The organism is Loktanella fryxellensis, from assembly GCF_900110065.1.
Classification (GTDB): Bacteria; Pseudomonadota; Alphaproteobacteria; order Rhodobacterales; family Rhodobacteraceae; genus Loktanella; species Loktanella fryxellensis.
Map to the genome: position 1 here is coordinate 1 of NZ_FOCI01000033.1, position 21,832 is coordinate 21,832.

Here is a 21,832-nt window from a genome sequence, read left to right on the forward strand (position 1 = left end):
AACGCGGAGGAATAAAGCCCCTCCCGCCGCAGAATGGCTGAAACCGTGCCTGTATCAGCAGCATGGTCCGTCTCATCCAGAATGCGTAGTTTGTATTTTGCAGTGAACGTGCGCCGCTTCGGGGTCGTCGTCAGCTCGGCCGTAGGGACACGCGGCGCAGCTACGACGCGAGCGGGTGGGATCGTAGGCGAAATCTCAGATCCGGTATCCTGTGGAGGCGGCATCTGTGAAGGCATTACCATGGGTTCGGTCTCCTTCGCCCTCAAGTCTAAACTTTAGCCAGTCAAATGTCTCACTCTTATTGGCACGGAGGGCGCGCCGCTGCCTGGATCGTCGGGGCCGACCGTTGGTCCGAGGCGCGGTGGGCCGATCTGGAGGCGCAGGTGGCGGAGGATGCCAAGGCTGAGGGGAGCCACGAAAGGGCCGCCGCAGGATCCATCCGTGCGGTGCGCAGTCCGGCACGCCGCAGGTCTGTGGCGTCGAATTACATGCGGTGATCAGGACGCATAGCCTTGCGCCGACAGGGCCAATTGTCGGCGCAAGGGGCGGTCGCGCTTCAGATACCACTCGCGGCTCATAGCTTCACATCGTGAGGGCACGCGTTCCGCGTAGATCAAGCACCACACCCGGCCGCGCGTCGATTTTGCGCCAGTGCCTGAATTGTGCTGGGCCAGTCGACGCTCGATATCGTCGGTCCAGCCGACATAGGTGCGATAGCCGTCCGAGGCTTTGCTGCCGAGGACATAGACGAACCCGATCATTGTTGCTTTGAACGGCCTGAGCGGCGATGGCTCATCAGTGGGCCGCGACGGCGGGCGGCGAAGTTTCCGATGATCATGCGGATATCGCGCTCATCAATATCTTCGGGATCGAAGGATCCGTCACACCATTCGAGCATCTGGTCGTGATCCTCATGCCGGGGATCGGTCATGGCTTCCAGAAATGCCTCGAACCCGCTGATGCCGCCGACATCGTCGGGCGGTGCGCGGCGGGCTCCGCCGACGAAGGCCGGGTAGTCAGTGTGGTCTTCACCCTGCCGGACGCTGTCCAGGATGATATGATGCCGCCAGTTGTCGCCGAAATCGTAGACGTAAAGGAAGCGATCAACCCCGCGCTCGACCAGCGTCTTGAGGCGGATGCTCTTCGCTTGCAACACCTTGCGGTCCCACGCGCTGTCGTCGGGATAAGGCTCGCCATAGACTTGGTCGCCGACGACAAATTCGAACATATGCGCGCCCTGCCAGCGCATCGCGACCTGAATGATGTCGTGCAACGCCATCAGAGTGGAAGACAAAGGCACATCGACAGCGCGCCAGACCTGCGGGTCGGTCCCTTCAAGTTCGATGCGGATGCGGACAACGGGCTCGTTCATGACTGGTGTTGTTTTCCTGCGGCGGCACCCCAAACCTAACGGATAAAACCCCATGCCGACAACTGCAGAGCTGAAGACTCGCCGCGATGCCTTGTCAGCGCAGCGCTCCAGCGGTGTGGCCCGCGTGAGCTACGACGGCAAAACCGTCGATTACCGCAGCATCACTGAGATCGACCGGGCCATCGAAGTACTGGATCGTGAGATCGCCACGGCCGAGGGGCGCAAGATCATTCGGCAGGTGCGCGTGATCACTACCAAGGGGCTGTGACGCATGGGCTGGTTCGATGGCTTTCGCCGCCGGGGAACTGGCGGCCCTGTCGCCGTGCGCGCGCGGCTGGAAGGCGCGATGTCGCAGCGGCGGCTGCGCGGGTGGCAACCGCCACTGGAAAACATCAACTCGCTCATCGCCTCGGGTGGGCCGCGCCTGCTGGCACGGTCGCGTGAGCTGGTGGTGACCAATGGCTATGCCGCCAATGCCTGCGAGGCCTTCGCGTCGAACCTGGTGGGCGACGGCATCAAGCCTTCGTCGCTGATCGAGGATCCGGCCTTGCGCGATCAGGTGCAGCGGCTCTGGCTCGCCTGGACCGACGAGGCGGATGCTGATGGGCTGACCGATTTCTATGGCTTGCAGGCGATGGTGGCGCGGGAGATGTTCGTCGCGGGCGAATGCTTCGTGCGGCTGCGTCCGCGCCGGGCAGAGGATGGCCTTCTGGTGCCGATCCAGCTGCAACTGCTGCAATCGGAAATGCTGCCGTTCGAAAAGACCGAGGCCGCTGCCAAAGGCAATCGGATCCGCTGCGGCATCGAGTTCGATGCCATCGGCCGCCGCGTCGCCTACCACTTCCGCCGCCGCCATCCCGGCGACAGCACCGATCAGGGCATGATGACGCCGGAAACTGTGCGCGTCCTATCTGAGGATGTCTTGCACATCTACCGGCCCATCGATGCGGGCCAGATCCGAGGCCTGCCGCATGTGGCGCCCGCCATGGTGCGGCTGTTCCTGCTCGACCAGTACGACGATGCCGAACTTGACCGGAAGAAGACGGCGGCGATGTTCGCGGGTTTCATCACCAAGACCGCGCCCGAAGAGCAGTTGATGGGCGAGATCGAGGCGACCGACGACAGTGGTGCCACTGTCAGTCTTGAGCCCGGCACCTTGCAGGTGCTGCTCCCCGGCGAGGATGTAAAGTTCTCCAGCCCCGCCGACGTTGGCGGTGGCTATGAAGCGTTCCAGTACCGGACGCTGCTGTCGGTCTCGGCCTCGCTGGGCTTGCCGTACCATCTGGTGACGGGCGATGTGCGGCAGGCCAACTATTCGTCCTTGCGCGCCGAACTGGTCGAGTTCCGCCGCCGCGTCGAGCAGTTGCAGCACGGGGTGATCGCGCATCAGCTCTGCCGTCCGGTCTGGGCGCGCTGGCTGGAAACGGCGGTACTGGCGGGGGCACTGGACCTGCCGGACTTCGCCCGCTCCCCCGCACGCTATCGCCCCGTGAACTGGATCCCGCCGCGCTGGGATTGGGTCGATCCCCTGAAGGACATCCAGGCGCAGGTGCTGGCGATGGAGGCCGGGATCATCTCGCGGCGCAAGGTGGTCGAGGCCACCGGCTACGACGTCGAGGAAATCGACCGAGAAAACGCGACTGACGCGGCCCGCGTGGCGGCACTGGGTCTGCATTACCGCACCAGCCCGGGCGAGACGCAGGGCGCGCGGGCCACCCCGACGCAGCGGCCAGAGGCAGCCGCAAACGACGCAACTGAACAGGAGGCGTAAGCGCATGAACAACTGGTACACGATCCGCGCCCTAGCCACGGGCGCGGAGGTGGTGATCTATGACGAAATCGGGGCCTATGGCGTCTCGGCAAAGGGGTTTCTGGCGGAACTGGGCGCGTTGCCGGCTGCCACGCCCCTCGCATTGCGGATCAACAGCCCGGGCGGGTCGGTCTTCGATGCCGTTGCGATCTACAACGCCATCAAACGCCATTCCGGCACGGTCACGGTGTGGATCGACGGGATTGCGGCTTCGGCTGCGTCCTACATCGCCATGGCGGGCGACGAGGTTGTCATGCCGGAAAACGCCTTCTTAATGATCCACGACCCTGCCGGCATGGTCATGGGCTCTGCGACTGACATGCGGGCGATGGCCGAGGCACTGGACAAGATAAAGGGCAGCCTGTTGCAGGGCTATGCTGCCAAATCTGGTCGGTCCCCCGAAGAAATCGCCCCGTTGATGTCGGCAGAAACCTGGCTTGATGCCAAGGACGCGCTCGATCTTGGCTTTGCCGACCGCATCGTCGAGCCAGTCCGCATCGCGGCGCGGTTCGATGTGGGGCGTTTTCGGAATGCACCACCCGCACTCGTTGAATCGTCGGCAGAAGCACAGGACGCAACAGCGGCGGACCAGCAAGGTGAAGCAACCACTGCCGAGATTGCGGCCGAGTTGTCAGACAAAGGCCCCGGAGACGGTATCGAGGCCACTGCTGACTCTTGTGCTGGCGGTGGTCCATCATCGGTTCCCGATCCGTCATCCGACCCTGACGCGGAAACTCTTGGTGCTGCCGAGCCTTTGGACGCTGACACCGTCCTGCCTAAGGACGCCGCGCCAGCGCCCGAAGCCGATTGCACCGTTGCTGCTGCCAACGGTGCAGCCGATGCCGCCAGCATCCGTGCCACAGCGTTGACCCATGCTCGCGCCGTCGTGGATCTCTGCCGTCTGGCGGGTCAGCCGCAGATGGCGGGTCGGTTCCTCGAGCGCGACACCGGCCTCGACGACGTCCGCGCGGTCCTGCTGGCCACCCGCGCCGAAGCGGAACCCGACATTTCCGCTGCCCATCCGCAACCTGGCCGCCCTTCCGGCGCGCGTCCTTGGGGCGACGTCATCGCCCGCACCTTCCGTCTGAAAGGATAAAACCATGCCCACGCTTACCGAAACCCGCCACGCGGGCGGCTTCCTCGTCTGGGAAGCACTCCGCGACTATTGCCGCAGCACCGTCATCCTTGCTTCTGGCAACCTTCAGCCCGGCACCATTCTGGGCAAGATCATTGCCTCGGGCAAATACGCGGCTCACGATCCCGCTGCCGCGAACGGCACTCAGACGGCAGCCGCAATTCTCTGGGACAGTGTCGATGCCAGCGGCGGTGACAAGAACGCCGTCGTGCTGATCCGCGGTCCCGCCATCGTCAACCAATATGAAATCACCATCCCCGGCACGCCCACCGCGCCGCAGATCGCCGCTGCCCACGCTGCCCTGCTGACGCTCGGCATCCTCGTCCGATAACCCCCAAAATCAGGAGGCACCCCATGGCCGCCATGGACATCTTCGAAGGCGATGCCTTCTCGATCATCGAACTTACCCGTGCGCTCGAAAACATCCCCTTCAAGCCAGCGACCCTGTCGGGTTCGGGCTTGTTCGGGGCGCGCGGCGTGCGATCCCGCACCGTCGTCATCGAAAGCCGCGATGGCACGCTGTCGCTGATTCCGTTCTCCGAACGCGGCTCGGCCTATGACCAGCAGACCCCTGAACGCCGCGATGTGCGGGCCTTCGTGTGCCGCCAGTTCAAGAAGCAGGACGTGATCTGGGCCTCGGAAATCCAGCAGGTCCGTGATTTCGGCAGCGAGTCCGCCACTCAACAGGTGCAGGCCGAAGTTGCCCGCAAGCTCGGCCGTCTGCGCAACGATGCCGAGACGACCTTTGAATACCACCTCTTCAACGGCATCCAAGGGCTGGTAAAGGACCCACGCGATGGCGCGACGGTGATCAACTACTTCACCGAATTCGGCATCACACCGGCGGCGGAAGTGGACTTCGACCTCGACAACGCCACCCCGGCGTCCGGCGCGCTGCGCAAACGCTGCCAGGCGTTGATCGAAAGTGTCGAGGATGTGATGGGCGGTCTTGCCACCGGCGCCATCGCGTTGCGCGCCGAATGCGGCTCGGCCTTCTTTGCCGATCTGGTGGCGCACAAGGAGGTCCGCGAGACCTACCTCAACACCGCAGCTGCTGCTGATCTGCGTTCGCGCATCGCTGACGAGGTCAGCTTCGGCGGCATCACCTTCCGCCGCTACCGGGGCGGGGCAGGCTTTGGCGTCGCCACCGACAAGGCTGTATTCTACCCCGAAGCCGTCGACGGGCTGTTCGAGATCTACCACGCCCCCGCCGACACGTTCGAGACGGTCAACACGCTGGGCCAGCCGCTCTACGCCCGGATGATCCCCGACCGGGATCGCGACGAATGGGTGCGGTTGGAGATCGAAAGCAATCCGCTGCCGATCTGCACCCGCCCGCAGGTGCTGCGCTCGGCGCGGCGGACGTAACCAGCGTGAGTCACGTGGCGCGCGGGCGGTCCCAGTTCATGCCAGCCAGGCGCGGATCAGTGCCGAAGCTGTCGCGCCCGAACTCAAGGCCGAGTCTCGGGTGCTCACGGATGGCCTGCGCGCCGCTCTGGCCGATGCGGATGCGCCAGGTCTGGCGGTCCACCGGCTGAGGTGCTGCAAATGCCGGACAGGTCAGCACGGCAAGGTTTGCGCCGCCTTCGGCGTCGCGGACCGATGCGTACCTTATGACCTCGGCCCCGATCTCGCGGGCGGCCTCGGCAAGCTGTTGGCAGGGGGCATAGTCGGTCAGATGGGTCCAGAGGTCGTGATCGGCGGCAAGCGTACCGGTTGTCAGGTCCAGAGAAACCGGCGTCGCCAGATCGGCGCAAAAGGCGGTGTAGTCCGCCGCATCGTCGGGGAACGGCGTCGCGGGGCTCTCGGCGTAAAAGAGGAACCGATAGAACACTATCTCGGCCGCCGCTGTCTCGGGCTGTTCGGCGCCGTACCAGACGCCGGGCGTCAAACCGGCGCGGCGGAACCGCGAGCCGTGCGGATAGGGGCGATAGCGGAAGGGCGTGGAAAGCAGATAGTCGAGGTGACGGCACGCGTCCGGCACCGGCGGCTTTGTCTCTTCCAGAATGTCCTCCAGCGCCGCCTGTTCTGCGAGGCTGTCGACGAGCTTCAGGGTCGATACCCTATGCTGCGCCTCCACAAACCGCCACGCCTGACCACTGAAGGGCCGCGCTTCAGACCGGAGCGCGGCGGGCGTCAAGATAGGTCGTGACATCGACAAGTCCCTGCACAGTCGCCATCCGTTCAAGTGGTGGTGCGGCAAGGGCCGAGTTGGCCGCCGTCATCCACACCCGGGCAACCGCTTCGTCGCCGCCCGTGATGGCGTCGAGCGAGCGGAACGCGCGAACGAGAAGTGCCGCGAGTTCAAAAGGTTTCGACCCGGCCTCGAGCGTGGCCTCGCCGCGTTTGAGGCGTGACACCGTGGCCTCGGAAACGCCGACGATCTCGGCAAGCTGGCGTCCGGACAGGCCTAGACGCTCGGCGGCACGCAGCATGGCCTTGGTCAGGACGGCGTTGCGATCCGGAGCGGGAGCAAGATTGCGGGGGTGTGTCATAGCATCCTCCTGTCTGGTGAAAACATAGTGCATGAAACTTCCACATGAAAGGGTAAAGATGTCGCTCGCCTTTGAAAATGCGCTCGCGGTGCTCTTCGCTGATCCGAACATCGGCGTGGCGGCGATCTACACATCCGATGGCGGCACGCCAGTTCTGGTCCGCGCAGTTGTTCGGCGTCCAGACGAGGTGACAAACTTTGGCGATGCCCGGCTCTGGTCCGAAACCACCCGGATCGACCTGCGCGTGGCCGAGGTGCCGAGCCCGCGCCCCGGCGACCGGATCGAGATTGGCGGGGACGCCTTCATTATACAAGGCGAGCCGGTCCGCGACCGCGAGCGGCTGGTCTGGACCGTTGATCTGAGCCCAGCGTGAAACTGAAGCTCACCATCGATCCTGACATCGTCGCCCTGATGGCGGCCGAGGTCGCGGCTGGTGAACGCGCCGTCACCGCCGCCATGCGCGAGGCTGGCACCGGCCTGAAATCCGCTTGGCGCATCCAGATCACTGGCGCGGGGCTGGGCACACGCCTCGCCAACTCGATCCGCGCCGCCAACTTCCCCAAATCTGGCGAAAGCCTGAACGCGGCCGCTCTGGTCTGGTCGAACGCCTCGGTGATCATCGGCGCGCATGACACCGGTCCGCTGATCCGCTCGAAGAACGGCTTTTGGCTGGCGATACCCACAGCAGCGGCAGGCAAATCCACGCGCGGCGGCCGGATCACCCCCGGCGAATGGGAACGCCGCACGGGGCTGCGCCTGCGGTTCATCTATCGCCGCCGGGGTCCAAGCCTGCTGGTGGTGGAGGGACGGTTGAACACGAAGGGCCGCGCAGTGGCGTCAAAGTCGAAAACCGGCAAGGGCGTCGTGACCGCGCCGATCTTCCTGCTGGTGCCGCAGGTCAAGCTGCCGAAACGGCTGGACCTGGCACGGGACGCAGGGCGGGCGCATGACGCCGTGCCGGGGCTGATCGTGGCGAACTGGGTGGAGGTAAGGCTTGGTTGAGAGCGTACCCACTGGACCAATCTGTCGAGCTCTCGACGAGGCGCTTTATTCAGCGCCAATCCATTGCAATACAGCACTGGCTTCTCCCGAGCCATGAACGCGAAGCTTCAATTCCCCGCGCGACGTTTCCTCGGAAGCGGGAAAACGCTCTTTGGTTTCGCCCCGATCAATAAGTCCAGCATTCAAGGCAGGCTTTCGAAAATACCACAGAACCCACTTCTGATTAAGGACCGCTGAGTATAGCCAGTCGCCTTTCGCTTCGAAACGAAGTTCGCGTTCTATGTAACCATGTCCGGCCGGGCGCACCGTGGTGCCGTCAAGGAATTGAGCATGGGCGAAAGCCAGGTAGGCATCTCGGACGGCTAGGTCTACGGCTACTGAACCTTGTAGCTGCTCTTCCAGTCGATGCGCGTCAAGCAGCATTCGTGTCCTCTCGCCACTTGGTTTTGCTTGGCCTTCATTAAGCGAACGACCCTCGAAACAAAAGTCAAGAGCGGAGTTGACCGACAGACCATGGCCAGTGTCCGAGAAACCATCCTCGCCGCTCTACACGCGCGGCTTTCGGCGTTGCCCGCCACCGCCCTGCGCGGTGACGTGCTGCCCGAGCGCGTGACTGCTGCTGGCCTGCTGATCTTGCGCGACGGCGAGCCGGGGGAGCCGGAAGTTACGCTGTCGCCGATGCGCTACCACTACCAGCACCGGGCGGAGATCGAGGCGGTCGTGCAGGGTGCCGCGCGTGACTCCGCCTTCGACACCCTCTGTGCCAGCCTTGGCGCGGCGATTGCTGCCGACCGTACGCTGGGCGGCCTCTGCGACTGGGTCGAGGCGGAAGCGCCACGTCCGGTCGATCTTCCGATTGAGGGTGCCGCCAGCCTGAAGGCGGCAGTGATCTCGGTCATCCTGCATTATTCTACGGCCGATCCACTGGCCTGACACCCCAACATCGAGGAGACCCCCATGGCACGTGCGCAAGGCGCGCGGGCGCAGATGGCGCTTGCGTATGAGACAGTTTACGGCACCCCGCCGGTTGGTGGTTTCACAAAGATGCCCTTCGCCAGCACCTCGCTGGGATCGGAGCAGCCGCTCTTGAACAGCGAACTTCTGGGCTACGGCCGCGATCCCCTGGCACCGATCAAGGACGCAGTCACCGCCGACGGCGATGTCATGGTGCCGATCGACGCCGAGGCCTTCGGGTTCTGGCTGAAGGCGGCCTTCGGCGATCCGATCACCTCTGGGGTTGGCCCCTACACCCACGAATTCCGATCGGGCAGCTGGACCTTGCCGTCGATGTCCATCGAGACCGGCATGCCGGAGGTGCCTCGCTATGCGATGTATTCCGGCTGTGTGCTCGATACGCTTTCCTGGCAGATGCAGCGCTCCGGCATTCTGACGGCGACAGCAAGCCTCGTGGCACAGGGCGAGGCCATCGCCAACACGTCCGCATCTGGGACATTGGCCGACCTCGACCTCAAGCGCTTCGGGCATTTTAACGGGGCAATCACACGCAACGGCCAGTCGTTGGGCAACATCATCTCGGCCGAGATCACCTATGCCAACAATCTCGACCGGGTGGAGACCATCCGCTCGGACGGACGGATCGACGGGGCGGACCCCTCCATCGCGGCGCTTACCGGCAAGATCGAGGTGCGCTTCGCCGATCAGGTGCTGGTCGATCAGGCCATCGCGGGCGATCCCTGCGCGCTTCAGTTCACCTACACGTTGCCATCTGGCGAGAGCTTTGCCTTCACCGCCCATGCTGTCTATCTGCCGCGCCCCCGGATCGAGATGTCCGGACCGCAGGGTGTGCAGGCCAGCTTCGACTGGCAGGCGGCGCGAGACACCACATTGGGGCGAATGTGTACCGCCACGCTCATCAACACCATCGGGGAGTATTGATCCATGCTGCGTCTGAACCTCGCCCGTGAGGCCCACTGGCTCGACCTGCCGCTCGGTGTCCGCCTCAAGGTCGAACCACTCACCACCGCCATCATGGTCGCGGCCCGCACCGATCCCGGGGTGCGCGGCCTGCCGCCCGGCACGTCCGATGACGCCATCGCCGTGGCCTTTGCCAAGGCCATCGCGCGGCGTGCCATCATCGATTGGAAGGGCGTGGGCGATGAGACCGGCGATCCCCTCGCCGTGAGCCCGGAGGGCATCACAGCGCTCCTCGACCTCTGGCCGGTCTTCGAGAAGTTTCAGACGGGCTACGTCGCAAAGGCTCTGGAGCTGGAACAGGAAAAAAACGTCTCAGCGCCCTTGCCGTCTGGATCTACGGCGGGGGTGAAGGCTACTGCGCGGCCTGCGAAGGGCAGTGCCCGGACTGCCCGCAGATCCTGAACGCCCCCCACAGCTTTGAGGGTTGGCAGGTCTGGGACCTGGCCAGCCGCCTCGGCGGGCAACTGCGCGCGGTGCCGGGCGTCGTTCTTGGCTGGGACATGACGGCAGCGCTCGCGATGGCCGGGGCACTGGGCATCGACGCACGGGCCGCTGCTGAACTTCTGCCCGTCATCGAGGCGGTGATGGTGCGGCAGCTGAATGACAACCGCGCATCATCGCACGACTGACCTCACTCAAACTGGACCCTGACCCATGGCCGAAAAGCGCGTCTCCGTCCGTCTGGTCGCCGTGGGCGGTCGCCAGGTCCGCGCCGAGTTGGAGGGTATCGGTGATGCAGGCAGCCGGGGCTTTGGCCGCCTCTCTGCTGAGATGGAACAAGCCAATGCAAGGCTCGGCGGCTTTGCTCGAAAGGCCGGGATCGCGCTAGCGGCGCTGACAGCGGCGGCCGCCGCGGCGGGCGTGGCGATGATCCGTTCGGGGTTGGACACGATCGGTGCGCAGGCCGACATGGCCGCCTCTCTCAAGACCACGGTCGAGAGCCTTCAGGTGCTGACATTGGCCGGGGAACTGGCAGGCGTGTCCTTGGGCGAGATCGAACAGGCCACGAAGAAGCTGACCACCCGGCTGTCGGAGGCAGCTGCTGGATCCGGCTCCGCCGTCGGGGCGCTGGAACGCCTGAACCTGACAGCGGCCGAGCTGCAAGCAATGCCGCTGGATCAACGCATCATCGCCATTCAGGACGCCTTGAGCCGCCTTGTGCCCGAGGCCGAACGCGCCGCGGTCGCCTCCGATCTCTTTGGCGACCGCGCAGCTCTGGCCTTCCTGCGCATTGATCCCGCCACCTTGCGCGAGGCAGCACGCGATGCGCGCGACTTTGGCGTAGCGGTCAGCGCCAGCGATGCGGTCCAGATTGAGCGGACTGGCGATGCCATCGCCAAGCTCGGCCTGATCTGGCTTGGCCTGACCAACCGTTTGACCGCCGCCGTCGCCCCGGCGCTCGAGACGGTAGCAAACGCGCTTGCCGACATGGCACGCGGGACCGGGCCGATTGGTGGCGCAATCACCGCGCTTTTCGACAACCTCGGACGGCTTGCGACCTATGCCACGACTTTTGCCGCCCTGATGGCCGGACGCTGGGTCGCCGGACTGGCTGTTGCGGCCCTGTCGGTACGCGGCCTCGCCACAGCGCTTGTTGTCCTGCGCGGTGCGCTCATCCGCACCGGGATCGGCGCGCTGATCGTTGGTGCAGGCGAGTTGGTGTTTCAGTTCGGGCGGTTGGTGCAGGGCGCGGGCGGTTTCGGCGCGGCACTTGGTCTTCTCGGCGATCTCGTCCGCGACGTCTGGGAGCGCATGAAGCTCGGCATGGTAGCGGTGGGGCTGCAGATCATGGCCAGTTGGGCCGGGATCAAGGCAAGCATCGCCGAGGCGCTGCAGGCCTCGCTTGTGGCCGTCGTGGGCTTCGGCAATGCCACGTTGAACACCTTCCAAGGGGCCATCGACGCGGTGAAAGTGCTCTGGTCTGCACTGCCCGCCACCATCGGCGACTTTGCTTTCCAGGCGGCGAATGCGCTGATTGGCGGCGTCGAGGCCATGCTCAACGGTGTCGCAAGCCGGATCGACGGGTTCCTTGAGGGGATCAACGCCGGGCTCGATGTGCTGGGCGTCGAGAAGCGCGTGCCGCTGATCGGGACCATTGATCTTGGTGGCATCGAGAACCCCTTTGAGGGTGCCGCTGCCAATGCCGGGGCAGAAGCGCGCGCCGCCTTCGAGGCGGCCTTCAATCAGAACCCCATCGCGCCACCCGATCTGGGGCTGACGGAACTCGCAGGTGCCGCGCGCGCCGAAGCGGAAGCGCTCCGGGGCACGATGGCCGGTGTCGTCGAGGCCGCAACGGCCCCGCTGCAATCCGTTGACGCCTTGCGTGCGGCGCTGAGCTCAGGGACGGCTGACGCCACGACCGGTCTCTCTGCAGCGCAGGGTGCTGCCACTGGCCTCGAGAGCGCCCTCGACGGCGTCGGCGAGGCCGCGGACGGTGCCGGAAGTGCAGGGCGCGCAGCTGGGGGCGCGCTTCGCGAAGGTGCGGATGCGGCCAAGAATGCCTGGGAGGCCACCGCCGAGGCGCTGCGCAAGGCGCAGGAGAAATCGCGCGAGATCGCCCAAGGCCTCGCGGAGGACATCACCGGCCCGATCAAGGAGGCACTGACCTCGGGCGAGTTCACCTGGCAGACATTCGCGGGGGCGATTTCGCGGATCGCGCAGAACCTGGCCACCCGTCTGATTGATCTCGCCTTCAAGCCAATCGAGAACGCCCTCATCAACGCCTTCTCCGGTGGCGGCGGCGGTGGCGGCTTTCTGGCGAGCCTCTTTGGCTTTGCCAAGGGCGGGGTATTTGCCGGTGGCGCGGAACTGACGGCCTTCGCGCGCGGCGGCGTGGTTAATCGCCCGACTGTGTTTCCTTTCGCCAAGGGCGTGGGCCTCATGGGCGAGGCCGGGCCGGAAGCCATCCTGCCCCTGCGTCGCGGCAAGGGCGGCAGGCTCGGGGTCGAGATGAACGGCGACGGTGCAGCCGCGGCGGCGTCCATGTCGACGCGCATCATCAACGTGCTCGACCCCTCCGTGGTGGGCGATTACCTCGCCACACCCTCGGGCGAGCGCGCCATCCTGAACGTGATCCGCCGCAATCGGGGGGCCATCAATGCCTGAGCTCTGGTCCTTCGCTTCCGCACAGGAGATTACCGAGGTTCTGGAATGGCGCACGGATGTGCTGCAGGCTCGCGCCGGTGAGCAGCGCATTGCACTTCGGTCCCGCCCGCGGGAGATCGTGACCTTCCAGCACCGCTGCGACGCGCTGAGGATGGCGCGCGCCGCAGAACTGGCGCGGATGGGATTTGGAGAAGAATGGCTGGTGCCGCTTTGGTACATGGCGCTCCTGCCTAATGCGGATGTGACGCAGGAGACGACCGAGATCGCCATCGACACCACTGTGGCGGATTTCCGGGCGGTGGACACTGTGGCGATCGCGGTCGACGGGCGCGCGGCATCCCTCGCCGAGATCGCCAGTGTCGAGGCGGATCGGCTGATCCTGGCGGAGCCGCTAGGCGCGCAGCTGCCCGGGACCATCGTGGCAGCCGCGCGGGTCAGCATCGCACCGGTGCGGGTGGGAGTTCTTTCGGCCTCTGTCGAGATCGCCCGACGGCGCCAGAATGATGGCGTGGTGACCGCGACGTTCCTGTTGCGTGACGCGCCAGAACTGACCGCGCTTGTTTTGCCGTCATACCTCGGACGCCCTGTCCAGACAGACCCCAGCCTGACCCGTTCGCCGCTCGTCGCCAGCCTGCGCCGTGCGGTCGAGTACGTCGACAACGGTTTCGGCCCGGTGGTGGTCGAACCACTGCGGGACCTGTTCGAGCGTGGCGAGGCGATCACGCTGAAGGCGCAAGGCATGACCGCACGTTGGGCCCTGCGCCGCTGGCTCTGGTCGTTGCGCGGGAGGCAGGCAAGTTTCTGGCTGCCCACCTGGGGCCGCGAGCTGCAGCTGCGGACGACTATGACCTCCGGTTCCACACTCATGCGCGTGACACCCGTTGCTGATCCGGCGGCCTACATTGGCCGCGCGATCCTCCTCGAGATGCCGAGCGGGCTTCGGTTCCGGACGATCACCGCCGCTGTCGCGGAGGGCGTAGATCACCGGATGACCCTGTCGTCCAACCTCGGTGAACCGGTGGCGGTCGGGACGAATGTGCATTTCCTGACACTGGTGCGGTCGGACGCAGATCGGATCGAGATCCAGCATGGGGCCGTGACCAGTGAAGTGACCCTGCCTGTCGTGGAGGTTCTGGAATGACCTACGCCACCGTTGAGGCGTCCGCCGCCGAAGGCCGCCCTTACTACCTCTACCAGTTCGTCGAGGCCGATCAGGTCTGGCGCTTCACCAGCAGGGCGATGGACTGGACCAGCGCAGGCAGCGACGGCGAGACGATCACCTGGGAAGCCGCCGCCGCCGCGCATGGCGATGTGGTGCAAACGAGTGATATCGAACGTGGCCGACTGGAACTGACCTGGCCGTTGTCGCACCCCTTCGCACGCCGGTTCCTCGCGCCTCTCGGCAACACGCCCGTGACGCTGACGATCTTTCGTGGCCACGAGCAAGTTTTGGGCGAGACGGTGGCGCATTGGAAAGGCCGCGTTGTGGGGGCCGAGGTCGAGGGGGTGCGGATCCTGCTGAACTGCGAGTCCGTGTTCAGCACGCTGCGCCGGGCCGGGGTGCGGGCAAAGTACCAGCGGCTTTGCCGCCATGCGCTTTACGGCCGCGGCTGCGGGCTGGACATCGCTTTCCACTGGCAGAGCGGCACCGTGACGGCCGTCTCGGGAAATGCCCTGACGATCCCGGAGGCGGCTGGACAGTCAGATGGCTGGTTCCGGGGCGGCGTGCTGAGGTTTGGCGGCCAGCTTGGGTTCATCACCGGCCATATGGGGTCGACGCTGACCCTGTCGCGCCCGATGCCCGAGGTGGCGGCGGCGCTTGCAGCACCCGAGGTCAATCCTGAGACTGGTGCCGATTTGCCCCTCGTCGCCGACATCGCCCCGGGCTGCGACCTGCGCGCGGCCACCTGCGCCGCCAAGTTCGACAATCTTCCGAACTTCGGCGGCTTCCCCGAAATCCCCGGCCGCAATCCCTTCGGCGGCGGTTCCATCGTCTGAAGCCCCCTCCCGGGCCACAACGCAAGCAGCACACATGGTCTGGACTTTCATCGCGCGGCTCGTCCTCGGGCTCGTGCTTTCGGCAATTTCCTACGCGCTGAGCCCCCGCCCCAAGGTCGAGAAGCCTCAAGCGGCGGGGCTCGACGATTTCACCCTGCCCACCGCCGAGGAAGGCCGACCGATCCCGGTGGTTTTCGGGACGGTGCTGATCACCGGCCCGAACGTCGTCTGGGCTGGGGATCTCAAGGTCGATCCCATCAAGAAGAAAGGTGGCAAGAAGTGACCCGCGTGACCATCCAGGACCTGCGTTCGGCGCGCTACTGCCTCGCGGGCGTGCGGCCGTGGTTTCGCCGCCACGGGTTCGACTGGCAGGACTTCCTCGACAACGGCATCGACGTTGAGACCCTGCGCGCCACCGGCGATGCGCTGGTGGAACCGGTGATCCTGCAGGCCGAAGGGCGAGAGGCGGCGGCAAAGGAGGTGGGCGATGGGCGGTAGCAGCAAGGCCCAGACCGTCGGTTACCGCTATTCACTGGGGGTGCATCTCGCTCTCTGCCATGGCCGGTCGATGCCATCCGCGAGATTCTTGTCGACCGCCGCCCCGCCTGGTCCGTCACCACAGGCAGTGGCCTTTCCGGCGGCGGCGCGGCGGTCGAGACGCGTATTGGCACCGTAGCTGGCATGGCGGCCGCCGCGGCTTTGGCAGGCGACAGCGGTGCGACCATCAGTTTCCCCGGCACTCGCGCTGGAGTGCGCATTGGGCGCGACTATCGCCTGGCTTTCGCCAACGGGTCGAGTCAGACGATCACCCTGCAGGCTGTCAGCTACGACGCGGCCACCAACATCACGCGCTGGACAGTCTTGCCCGAGGCCCTGAGTTTCCCCGCGCAATCCGTCGGTGTCTTCGAAGCCACGACGGGGGCCAGCAACGCCGGTTCTGGCGGCGGGCGTATCCGGATCGACAAGCCCGACCTCTTCGGCGGCGAAAGCCGCGAAGGCGGCGTCCGCGGCGATGTCGATGTCCTCATGGGCGGGCCGGGACAAAGCCAGAACGACTACCTGGCAGCAGCCATGGCTGGAGACGTCCCCGCCTATCGCGGCCTTTGCAGCCTCGTGCTGCGGCAGGCCTATCTTGGCATCAACCCCTACCTGAAGGCCTGGGCGGTCCGCGTCACCCGCGTTCTGACCGGAGAGGCCGGAGCGGCGCAGTGGTATCCCGAGAAGGCAGAGATCGTGCCCGAGGCCAACATCTCGGATGCCGCGATCTACATCGCCCTCGACGTCTCGGGCTCGATGTCGGGTACACGCGTGTCGGCCCAGAAGGCAGGCGTCGCGGCCCTCATCCGCGAGATCGCCGCCGGCGTGGATCCCGAACGGCCGAACGACATCCGGATCGTCCTGTGGAACGTGGCCGTGGCGGGGTCCATCGAACGGCGCAACATGAGCCCGGACGACTATGCCGCGCTCGAGGCCTGGATGCTGGGGCTCTCGAACGTCACCAGTGGCGGCACCAGCTTCAACGCTGCCTTTGGCGAGGCAAATGCCTTCTTTGCGGGCGGCGGGTCCAAGCGCCGGATCGTCATCTTCGTGACCGATGGTGAACCCGCACCTGTCTCCTCGGTCGAGGCGGCACTGGCGATCATCCGCACCCTGCCTCCCGCCGATATCTTCGGCTTCAACATCTCGCTCGCCAACACATCCTACACGGTGCAGATCGACAACACGCCCGTGGACGGCGTTCCCGTTATCCCACCCGGCAATCCGCAGGCGCTGGTCGCCTCCCTGCGCGGGGCCTTCGGCAACGGGCCAGACATGAACCCGGCCCATATCATCCGTGAATGCCTGACCAATCGGGACTGGGGGCTGGGCTATTCCTCGGTCGAGATCGGGGCGAGTTTTACCGCAGCAGCGGATGCGCTTTACACCGAGGGCTTCGGCCTTTCGCTGATCTGGCAGCAGGACAGTTCCATCGAGGAGTTCATTGGCAGCGTCCTTGATCATATCAACGCGACACTTTTTATCGACCGTCGCACCGGGCTCTGGGAGCTGAAGCTGATCCGGGCCGACTACACCGCCGCCAGCCTGCCGCTCTTCGACGAGACCAATGTCGTGGATTGGGGTCGCCTCGGCCGTCGCTCGCCCTCCGATCTGGTGAACAGCGTCACCGTCCGCTTCACCGATGCCTGGACGGATGACACCGGCGCAGTCTCGGTGACCGACACCGCACGTGTCCAGGCCATGGGAGAAGTTCTGGCCACCACGCTCGACTATCCCGGCATTCGCTATCAGGGCCTCGCCGCCCGCGTGGCCGAACGCGACCTGCACGCGCTGTCAGCGCCACTGCTGACGGGCGAGATCGTCGTCAACCGCGAGGGCGCAGACCTCGGGCCCGGCGACGTGATCCGGCTGCGCTCGGCGCGGCTGGAGCTAGCTGATGTGGCGATGCGCATTTCCGAGATCGGACAGGGGGACGGTCGCGACAACGGCATCAAGTTGAAGATCGCCGAGGATGTCTTTGCGTTGGGCGCGACCGCCATCGCGGGCGGTCGGATGCCGACGGGCACGGGCGTCGCTGCCCCACCGCGGGCGCTGGCGCGGCGCATGGTCGAGGAAGCCCCGTACTGGCTGCTGGTCCGCGAACTCGGTCACAGTGAGGCCGACCGCCGCCTTGCCGAGGACCCGGACGCAGGCGCGCTGGTCGCGACCGGCGAACGCCCGAGCGCCGATGCTCTAGCGGCCCAACTCTGGATCGACCCCGGTACAGGCCCCGCACAGGAAGGGGTGGTGGCCTTCGCCCCAACGGCGCTTCTTGCCGTCGACGTGAGTGACAGCCCGGAGGCAAGGATTATTCCGGTCACCAGCTGGCGCGACATCGGTGAGGTCGAGATCGGGACGCTGGCCAGCATCGATGGCGAACTGGTCCGTGTCGACGGGATCACGCCGACCACGATCACCGTCGGGCGGGGCTGCCTCGACACCGTTCCGCGCGCGCACATCTCGGGCACGTCTGTGATCTTCTTCGATGACGTGGCTCGGATCACCGAAGACAGCTGGGCGGCGGGCGAGATGCTGACCGCCCGGCTGTTGCCGGAGACCGGGCGCGGCACGCTGGCCTTTGCGCTGGCACCGGAAGACAGCATCACGCTGGACCGTCGCGCCATCCGGCCGCTGCCGCCCGGACGTGTGCAGGGCAATGGGAGCTACGCACCCAATGTGGATGCGCTGGTCAGCGGCAGTCTGGCTCTGACCTGGACCCATCGGGACAGGCTGACCCAGACCAGTCCCGTGATCGTCGATCACACCGGGGCCTCGATCGGGCCGGAGCCGGGCGTCAGCTACATCATCGAGGTGCGCTGGGTGGACCCGGACATGGGAGTGGCAATCCTGCCCGCAGGCGTGGTGATCGATGCAGGCAGCGCCGCCAACTGGTCCCTTGCGCCCGAAGCCATCCCGGAACTCGGCGCACCGGATCGTACGGCCGAGATCGAACTGGCCGTCCGGTCCCGGCGTCTCGTCGAGGGCAGCTGGGTCACCGACCGCGAGGCACGCTGGTTTCGGCTGACCGCCCCCTTCGCCGCCGGATGGGATCGCGGCTGGGGTTTCCTCTGGGGCACCTAATCGAGACCCGCTCGGCCAACGCAGGCGCCATCGCACCAACCACGACTATAACAAACGAGGACGAGCATGCCGGAACGGATCATGCCGGGATTGGGGCTGCGCGCCTTCTACGATCCCGGCCAGCGCAACTGGGGCACCAGCCTCAGCGACGACCTGCGCCGCCTTTCAGCCCTCGTGCAGGCACGCGCCGCATCGCGCATCACGCCGCTGCCTGCCACGGGCAGCGCGGGCCAGATGCTGATCGTGCCCGCCGCGGCAGGGGCCAATGCGAATGCGCTGGCGCTCTGGGATCAGTCACCGGCAGGGGCCGCGGCATGGGTCTATCTCACCCCGCAAGAGGGCTGGCAGGTCTGGGTCGCTGACGAAGCACAGCATGTGCGGTTCAACGCAGGGACATGGGTCGACGTGCCCCGACCGGGCATCGTGCGCCTCCGCACGCTGATCGCCACCAGCCACACACTTGAAGCCGTTGATCTGGGCAGCATCCTTGAGACCACGGGATCGTCAGCCGTCACCGTGACGATCCCCGTTGAGGCTACGGTACCCTTCGAGGTCGGCGCGCTGATCAACGTGACACAGGTTGGCGCCGGGGTCGCGACCGTCGCGGCGGCAGCCGGGGTGTCGCTGAATGGCGTGGTAGGCGGATCGGTCGCGCTCGACGGCCAATGGTCGGGCGCAGCACTTGTGAAGCGCGGGGCGGATGCCTGGATCATCCAGGGCGCGCTGGCAGGAGCCGTCGCATGAGCCTTCTGATCATGCGCGGTGCCATCCTAGCCCAAGGTGGGGCAGCCGCGCCCCCGGTCGATATCGGCACCGCCTGGCAGCTGGACACCACCCGGCGCCCCACCGGCTATACGCTTTCGGACGGCAACCAGACCGTCATCAACACCTCGGGCGGCAGCAACTACCAGCGTTGGGTGCCAACCGCCAAGGCGATCCTCCCAACGGGCGGGCGGCGGTACTGGGAGGTTCTCTGCGCCCCGGGAGGTGCCGCCACATTCGACGGCTATCTGGGGGTGGTTTCGGCCGCGCAGCGCGAGGAATTCAACACAGGGCTGAACCCCATCACGCTGGGCTCGATCGGTTGGCGCGGCACCGGCGCGCTCTGGTCTTCGAACACCGCCTCCTTCGCCCAGCAGCTGACCGGTCTGCCCACCTTTGGTGCGGGCGACGTGCTGATGTTCGTCATCGACCCCACCAACGGCCGCCTCTGGATCGGCAAGAACGGCATCTGGCGCGACGATCCGGTCAGCGGTGCCGCCACATGGATGGCCGCGGCGAGTGCTGCGTTCCACCCACAACTCCAAGGGCGCAACCCCGGAGATGGCGGCACCCTGCGCTCGCTTCCCTCGCAATTCAGCTATCCGGTGCCGTCGGGGATCACGGCGCTCGGCTATCTGGATCCCGATCTGCGCTTCTTCGAGGCCGCGGCCTTTCTCGAGATCGGCTGGGATCGTGGCCTCAGCGTTGCGGGTGCCTCGTTCTGGATCAGCCGGGGCGGCGGGCAGCATCTCACTGGCGCCGATGCCGCGCTCTTCCTCGAACAGGGTGGCGGCCGCGGCGGCACCTGGACGCAAGCCAACCTCTATATCGAAGTGGAACTGCCATGAGCTACATTCTGCATCTCGGTCACCAGCCGACTGACGTCTCCGGTATCGCCGGGATGCTCACCACCGTCGTGGGCGGATTTGACGCGAACCTCGACGTCAACGGCGTCCGTTTCATCGGATCGCGCACCTATGCGGTGCCCTTCTCCGTTGCCGTCGCCCCGCCTATGGGGGATCTCTGGCTCGGCTTTCGCTATGTGCCGCCCAACGCCGATTCAGAGAACATCACCGAGGCGACGGCAAACTTCCTCGACATCTATGACGCAAACCAGGTCCGCATTGCGCAGATCCAGCCTCTGTCGAGCACCAAGCGCTATCATGCCATCGCGCGCGGTGACACGGTCGTTCAGGGCAACTCGAGCTACATGGCCGCCAACGGTCAGCCGCAATGGATCGACGTGCGGGTTTCGGTTGGGGCAAGCATCACCATCGACTTCTATGTAGATGGCGTGCTGCAAAGTTCCGCCACCGCCGCCAATACCCAAGGCAAGGGCAAGCCGGTGCTGATCGTCTTTGCCAATACCGGTCTGCACGGCACCAGCAGCACGCGCACCTGGTACTACGCGCATTTCGCGGTGCTGGATGGCGTGTCGACCATCGGGCGGCGCTTCGTGCGGCGCACCCCCAACGCCATCGCCACCTTCAGCCAGATGGTAGGCAGCATCGATGCCCTGAAGGACGAGGATGTCAGCACCCGGGTTTCCAGCAACGCGGCCGGGCAGCGGCTATCCTTCTCGCTGACTGGACCGACGGGGCCTGCGGCGGTCGCGGCCATCGCTGGCGTGCATGTGAAGCAGATCGCGCAGGCAGGCACAGTCGGGCCGCAGGCGGCGACAGGCTTTCTGCGCATGGGCGGAGTCAACCACGACGCCCCGGCTGTGACCGTCGCGACCCTTGCGCCAAAGCCGGTCTATTCGACGTGGGCACTGAACCCCATGGACAGCAGCGCGTGGACCAGCGTGACGGTACCTGCCGAAGTCGGGATCCTCTCCGCATGAGCCCGCGTCGTGCTGGAGACGGCCATGTCCGTATGCCCGATGCCGAGTTTGAGGAACTGCTGGCCCGTGCGGCCGAGGAAGGAGCGAAGCGTGCGCTGGCCGATGCAGGCCTCGACGGCAAGGAGGCCGCCCTCGACATCCGCGATCTCCGCGCTCTGCTCGACTGCATCCGCTTCGTGCGCCGCACGGCGGTGCAGACCAGCGTTCACCTGATCACCACCGGCGTCATCCTGGCGTTGCTGGCGGGCATCGCGCTGAAGCTGAAGATCTTTGGCAGCGCACCCTGAACCGCACCAACCCAATTTCCCCGTCATCCCAGCCCGCCCTTCGAGGCGGGTTTTTTTGTGCCCGACACTGGACAAAAGGAGCCGAACCATGACGACCGACACGCACGCAAGAGCCCATCCGCCTGATCCAGCGCGGCCTTGAACGTAAGCGCCGTCCCCGTCCCATTGATTTCCAGGGTTCCGCTGCGCTGGTGGAGGAGCGAGTTTCCTTTTGATGTTTCAGAAGGAGATTGCAGTGTCTGACGGCGGGGACGGATTTGATGGCTGCATTGAGGTTGTGCAGCGGACGCGTGGATATCGGCGTTGGCCGGATGAAGCGAAGGCCCGGATCGTGGCTGAGAGTTTTCAGCCTGGCGTGCGGGTCGTGGATATTGCCCGGCGTCACGGCTTGGTTGGTCGCACATCAGCTGTCGGATTGGCGGCGGCGAGCCCGCCTGGGGAAGTTGGTTCTGCCGGCGGATACCATGGCC

The 21,832-nt window shown here is 65.8% G+C and carries 27 protein-coding genes and 1 pseudogene; 22 read left to right on the plus strand and 6 right to left on the minus strand.

What is annotated here, in order from left to right; all coding sequences use genetic code 11:
* The 3 genes and pseudogenes from BMX16_RS18065 to BMX16_RS15660 all read right to left on the minus strand — a co-directional run.
* Positions 1-242, minus strand: a pseudogene (locus BMX16_RS18065) (IS3 family transposase); the annotation flags it as partial.
* Positions 243-497: 255 nt separating this feature from the next.
* A complete protein-coding gene (locus tag BMX16_RS15655) occupies positions 498-761 on the minus strand; it encodes a GIY-YIG nuclease family protein (RefSeq protein WP_089905507.1) in 264 nt (87 codons plus the stop codon).
* A complete protein-coding gene (locus tag BMX16_RS15660; protein ID WP_177174703.1) occupies positions 758-1,372 on the minus strand; it encodes a plasmid pRiA4b ORF-3 family protein in 615 nt (204 codons plus the stop codon). Before BMX16_RS15660 ends, BMX16_RS15655 begins: the two co-directional genes overlap by 4 nt.
* A gap of 52 nt (positions 1,373-1,424) precedes the next feature.
* Between BMX16_RS15660 and BMX16_RS15665 the strand changes: the two genes are divergently transcribed.
* The 5 genes from BMX16_RS15665 to BMX16_RS15685 are packed head-to-tail and all read left to right on the plus strand — an operon-like array spanning position 1,425 to position 5,685.
* Entirely contained in the window at positions 1,425-1,640 is a 216-nt protein-coding gene (locus tag BMX16_RS15665; protein WP_089905511.1) for a phage head-tail joining protein, read from the plus strand.
* 3 nt (positions 1,641-1,643) lie between these two features.
* The gene (locus tag BMX16_RS15670; RefSeq protein ID WP_089905513.1) at positions 1,644-3,143 is read left to right on the plus strand and encodes a phage portal protein; all 1,500 of its coding nucleotides are present in this window, start codon (positions 1,644-1,646) and stop codon (positions 3,141-3,143) included.
* Between the two features lie 4 nt (positions 3,144-3,147).
* Complete coding sequence (locus BMX16_RS15675; RefSeq protein ID WP_089905516.1) at positions 3,148-4,278, plus strand: head maturation protease, ClpP-related; 1,131 nt, start codon at positions 3,148-3,150, stop codon at positions 4,276-4,278.
* A 4-nt stretch (positions 4,279-4,282) separates the two neighbouring features.
* Complete coding sequence (locus BMX16_RS15680) at positions 4,283-4,648, plus strand: head decoration protein (RefSeq protein ID WP_089905518.1); 366 nt, start codon at positions 4,283-4,285, stop codon at positions 4,646-4,648.
* Positions 4,649-4,671: 23 nt separating this feature from the next.
* On the plus strand, positions 4,672-5,685 hold the full coding sequence (locus BMX16_RS15685) for a major capsid protein (RefSeq protein WP_089905520.1): 1,014 nt from the start codon (positions 4,672-4,674) through the stop codon (positions 5,683-5,685).
* A 10-nt stretch (positions 5,686-5,695) separates the two neighbouring features.
* Here BMX16_RS15685 and BMX16_RS15690 read toward each other — a convergent pair whose 3' ends face one another.
* Both BMX16_RS15690 and BMX16_RS15695 read right to left on the minus strand, forming a co-directional pair.
* Positions 5,696-6,472, minus strand: a complete 777-nt coding sequence (locus BMX16_RS15690; protein ID WP_089905522.1) for an RES family NAD+ phosphorylase — start codon at positions 6,470-6,472, stop codon at positions 5,696-5,698.
* Positions 6,432-6,812 carry an antitoxin Xre-like helix-turn-helix domain-containing protein gene (locus BMX16_RS15695; RefSeq protein ID WP_089905524.1) on the minus strand — a complete coding sequence of 127 codons (381 nt, stop codon included), beginning with the start codon at positions 6,810-6,812 and terminating at the stop codon, positions 6,432-6,434. The genes BMX16_RS15690 and BMX16_RS15695 overlap by 41 nt, the downstream gene beginning before the upstream one ends.
* 58 nt (positions 6,813-6,870) lie before the next feature.
* Here BMX16_RS15695 and BMX16_RS15700 point away from each other — a divergent pair, with 58 nt between their 5' ends.
* Both BMX16_RS15700 and BMX16_RS15705 read left to right on the plus strand, forming a co-directional pair.
* A complete protein-coding gene (locus BMX16_RS15700) occupies positions 6,871-7,185 on the plus strand; it encodes a head-tail joining protein (protein ID WP_089905526.1) in 315 nt (104 codons plus the stop codon).
* Positions 7,182-7,814, plus strand: coding sequence for a DUF6441 family protein (locus BMX16_RS15705; protein WP_089905528.1), 633 nt, complete (start codon positions 7,182-7,184; stop codon positions 7,812-7,814). The genes BMX16_RS15700 and BMX16_RS15705 overlap by 4 nt, the downstream gene beginning before the upstream one ends.
* Positions 7,815-7,859: 45 nt before the next feature.
* Here the strand turns inward: BMX16_RS15705 and BMX16_RS17415 are convergent, their stop codons facing one another.
* Complete coding sequence (locus tag BMX16_RS17415) at positions 7,860-8,237, minus strand: hypothetical protein (protein WP_143058070.1); 378 nt, start codon at positions 8,235-8,237, stop codon at positions 7,860-7,862.
* 90 nt (positions 8,238-8,327) lie between these two features.
* Between BMX16_RS17415 and BMX16_RS15710 the strand changes: the two genes are divergently transcribed.
* From BMX16_RS15710 to BMX16_RS15775, 15 genes are all read left to right on the plus strand, one after another.
* Positions 8,328-8,747: an acyl-CoA transferase gene (locus BMX16_RS15710; protein ID WP_089905530.1), complete on the plus strand. Its 420-nt coding sequence runs from the start codon at positions 8,328-8,330 to the stop codon at positions 8,745-8,747.
* A gap of 24 nt (positions 8,748-8,771) precedes the next feature.
* A complete protein-coding gene (locus tag BMX16_RS15715; RefSeq protein WP_089905533.1) occupies positions 8,772-9,710 on the plus strand; it encodes a phage tail tube protein in 939 nt (312 codons plus the stop codon).
* A 3-nt stretch (positions 9,711-9,713) separates the two neighbouring features.
* Positions 9,714-10,151, plus strand: a complete 438-nt coding sequence (locus BMX16_RS15720) for a hypothetical protein (RefSeq protein ID WP_089905535.1) — start codon at positions 9,714-9,716, stop codon at positions 10,149-10,151.
* A gap of 71 nt (positions 10,152-10,222) precedes the next feature.
* Positions 10,223-10,378, plus strand: coding sequence for a DUF7697 family protein (locus BMX16_RS18265; RefSeq protein ID WP_425434042.1), 156 nt, complete (start codon positions 10,223-10,225; stop codon positions 10,376-10,378).
* A 25-nt stretch (positions 10,379-10,403) separates the two neighbouring features.
* A complete protein-coding gene (locus BMX16_RS15725) occupies positions 10,404-12,854 on the plus strand; it encodes a phage tail tape measure protein (RefSeq protein WP_089905537.1) in 2,451 nt (816 codons plus the stop codon).
* Positions 12,847-13,995, plus strand: a complete 1,149-nt coding sequence (locus BMX16_RS15730) for a hypothetical protein (RefSeq protein ID WP_089905539.1) — start codon at positions 12,847-12,849, stop codon at positions 13,993-13,995. Before BMX16_RS15725 ends, BMX16_RS15730 begins: the two co-directional genes overlap by 8 nt.
* Positions 13,992-14,852 (plus strand): phage BR0599 family protein, encoded by an 861-nt coding sequence (locus BMX16_RS15735; protein WP_089905541.1) that lies wholly within the window; start codon positions 13,992-13,994, stop codon positions 14,850-14,852. Before BMX16_RS15730 ends, BMX16_RS15735 begins: the two co-directional genes overlap by 4 nt.
* Before the next feature lie 34 nt (positions 14,853-14,886).
* Entirely contained in the window at positions 14,887-15,135 is a 249-nt protein-coding gene (locus BMX16_RS15740) for a hypothetical protein (protein WP_089905543.1), read from the plus strand.
* Positions 15,132-15,350 (plus strand): hypothetical protein, encoded by a 219-nt coding sequence (locus tag BMX16_RS15745; protein ID WP_089905545.1) that lies wholly within the window; start codon positions 15,132-15,134, stop codon positions 15,348-15,350. The genes BMX16_RS15740 and BMX16_RS15745 overlap by 4 nt, the downstream gene beginning before the upstream one ends.
* 183 nt (positions 15,351-15,533) lie before the next feature.
* The gene (locus tag BMX16_RS15750; RefSeq protein ID WP_245731636.1) at positions 15,534-18,470 is read left to right on the plus strand and encodes a phage tail protein; all 2,937 of its coding nucleotides are present in this window, start codon (positions 15,534-15,536) and stop codon (positions 18,468-18,470) included.
* 66 nt (positions 18,471-18,536) lie between these two features.
* Positions 18,537-19,214: a DUF2793 domain-containing protein gene (locus BMX16_RS15755; RefSeq protein WP_089905547.1), complete on the plus strand. Its 678-nt coding sequence runs from the start codon at positions 18,537-18,539 to the stop codon at positions 19,212-19,214.
* Entirely contained in the window at positions 19,211-20,080 is an 870-nt protein-coding gene (locus BMX16_RS15760; RefSeq protein WP_089905549.1) for an SPRY domain-containing protein, read from the plus strand. Before BMX16_RS15755 ends, BMX16_RS15760 begins: the two co-directional genes overlap by 4 nt.
* The gene (locus BMX16_RS15765; protein ID WP_089905551.1) at positions 20,077-21,075 is read left to right on the plus strand and encodes an FscB; all 999 of its coding nucleotides are present in this window, start codon (positions 20,077-20,079) and stop codon (positions 21,073-21,075) included. Before BMX16_RS15760 ends, BMX16_RS15765 begins: the two co-directional genes overlap by 4 nt.
* Before the next feature lie 32 nt (positions 21,076-21,107).
* On the plus strand, positions 21,108-21,362 hold the full coding sequence (locus tag BMX16_RS15770; RefSeq protein WP_218139934.1) for a DUF6127 family protein: 255 nt from the start codon (positions 21,108-21,110) through the stop codon (positions 21,360-21,362).
* A gap of 214 nt (positions 21,363-21,576) precedes the next feature.
* Positions 21,577-21,832: transposase (locus BMX16_RS15775; protein ID WP_245731638.1), on the plus strand; the 256-nt coding region annotated here is incomplete at its 3' end.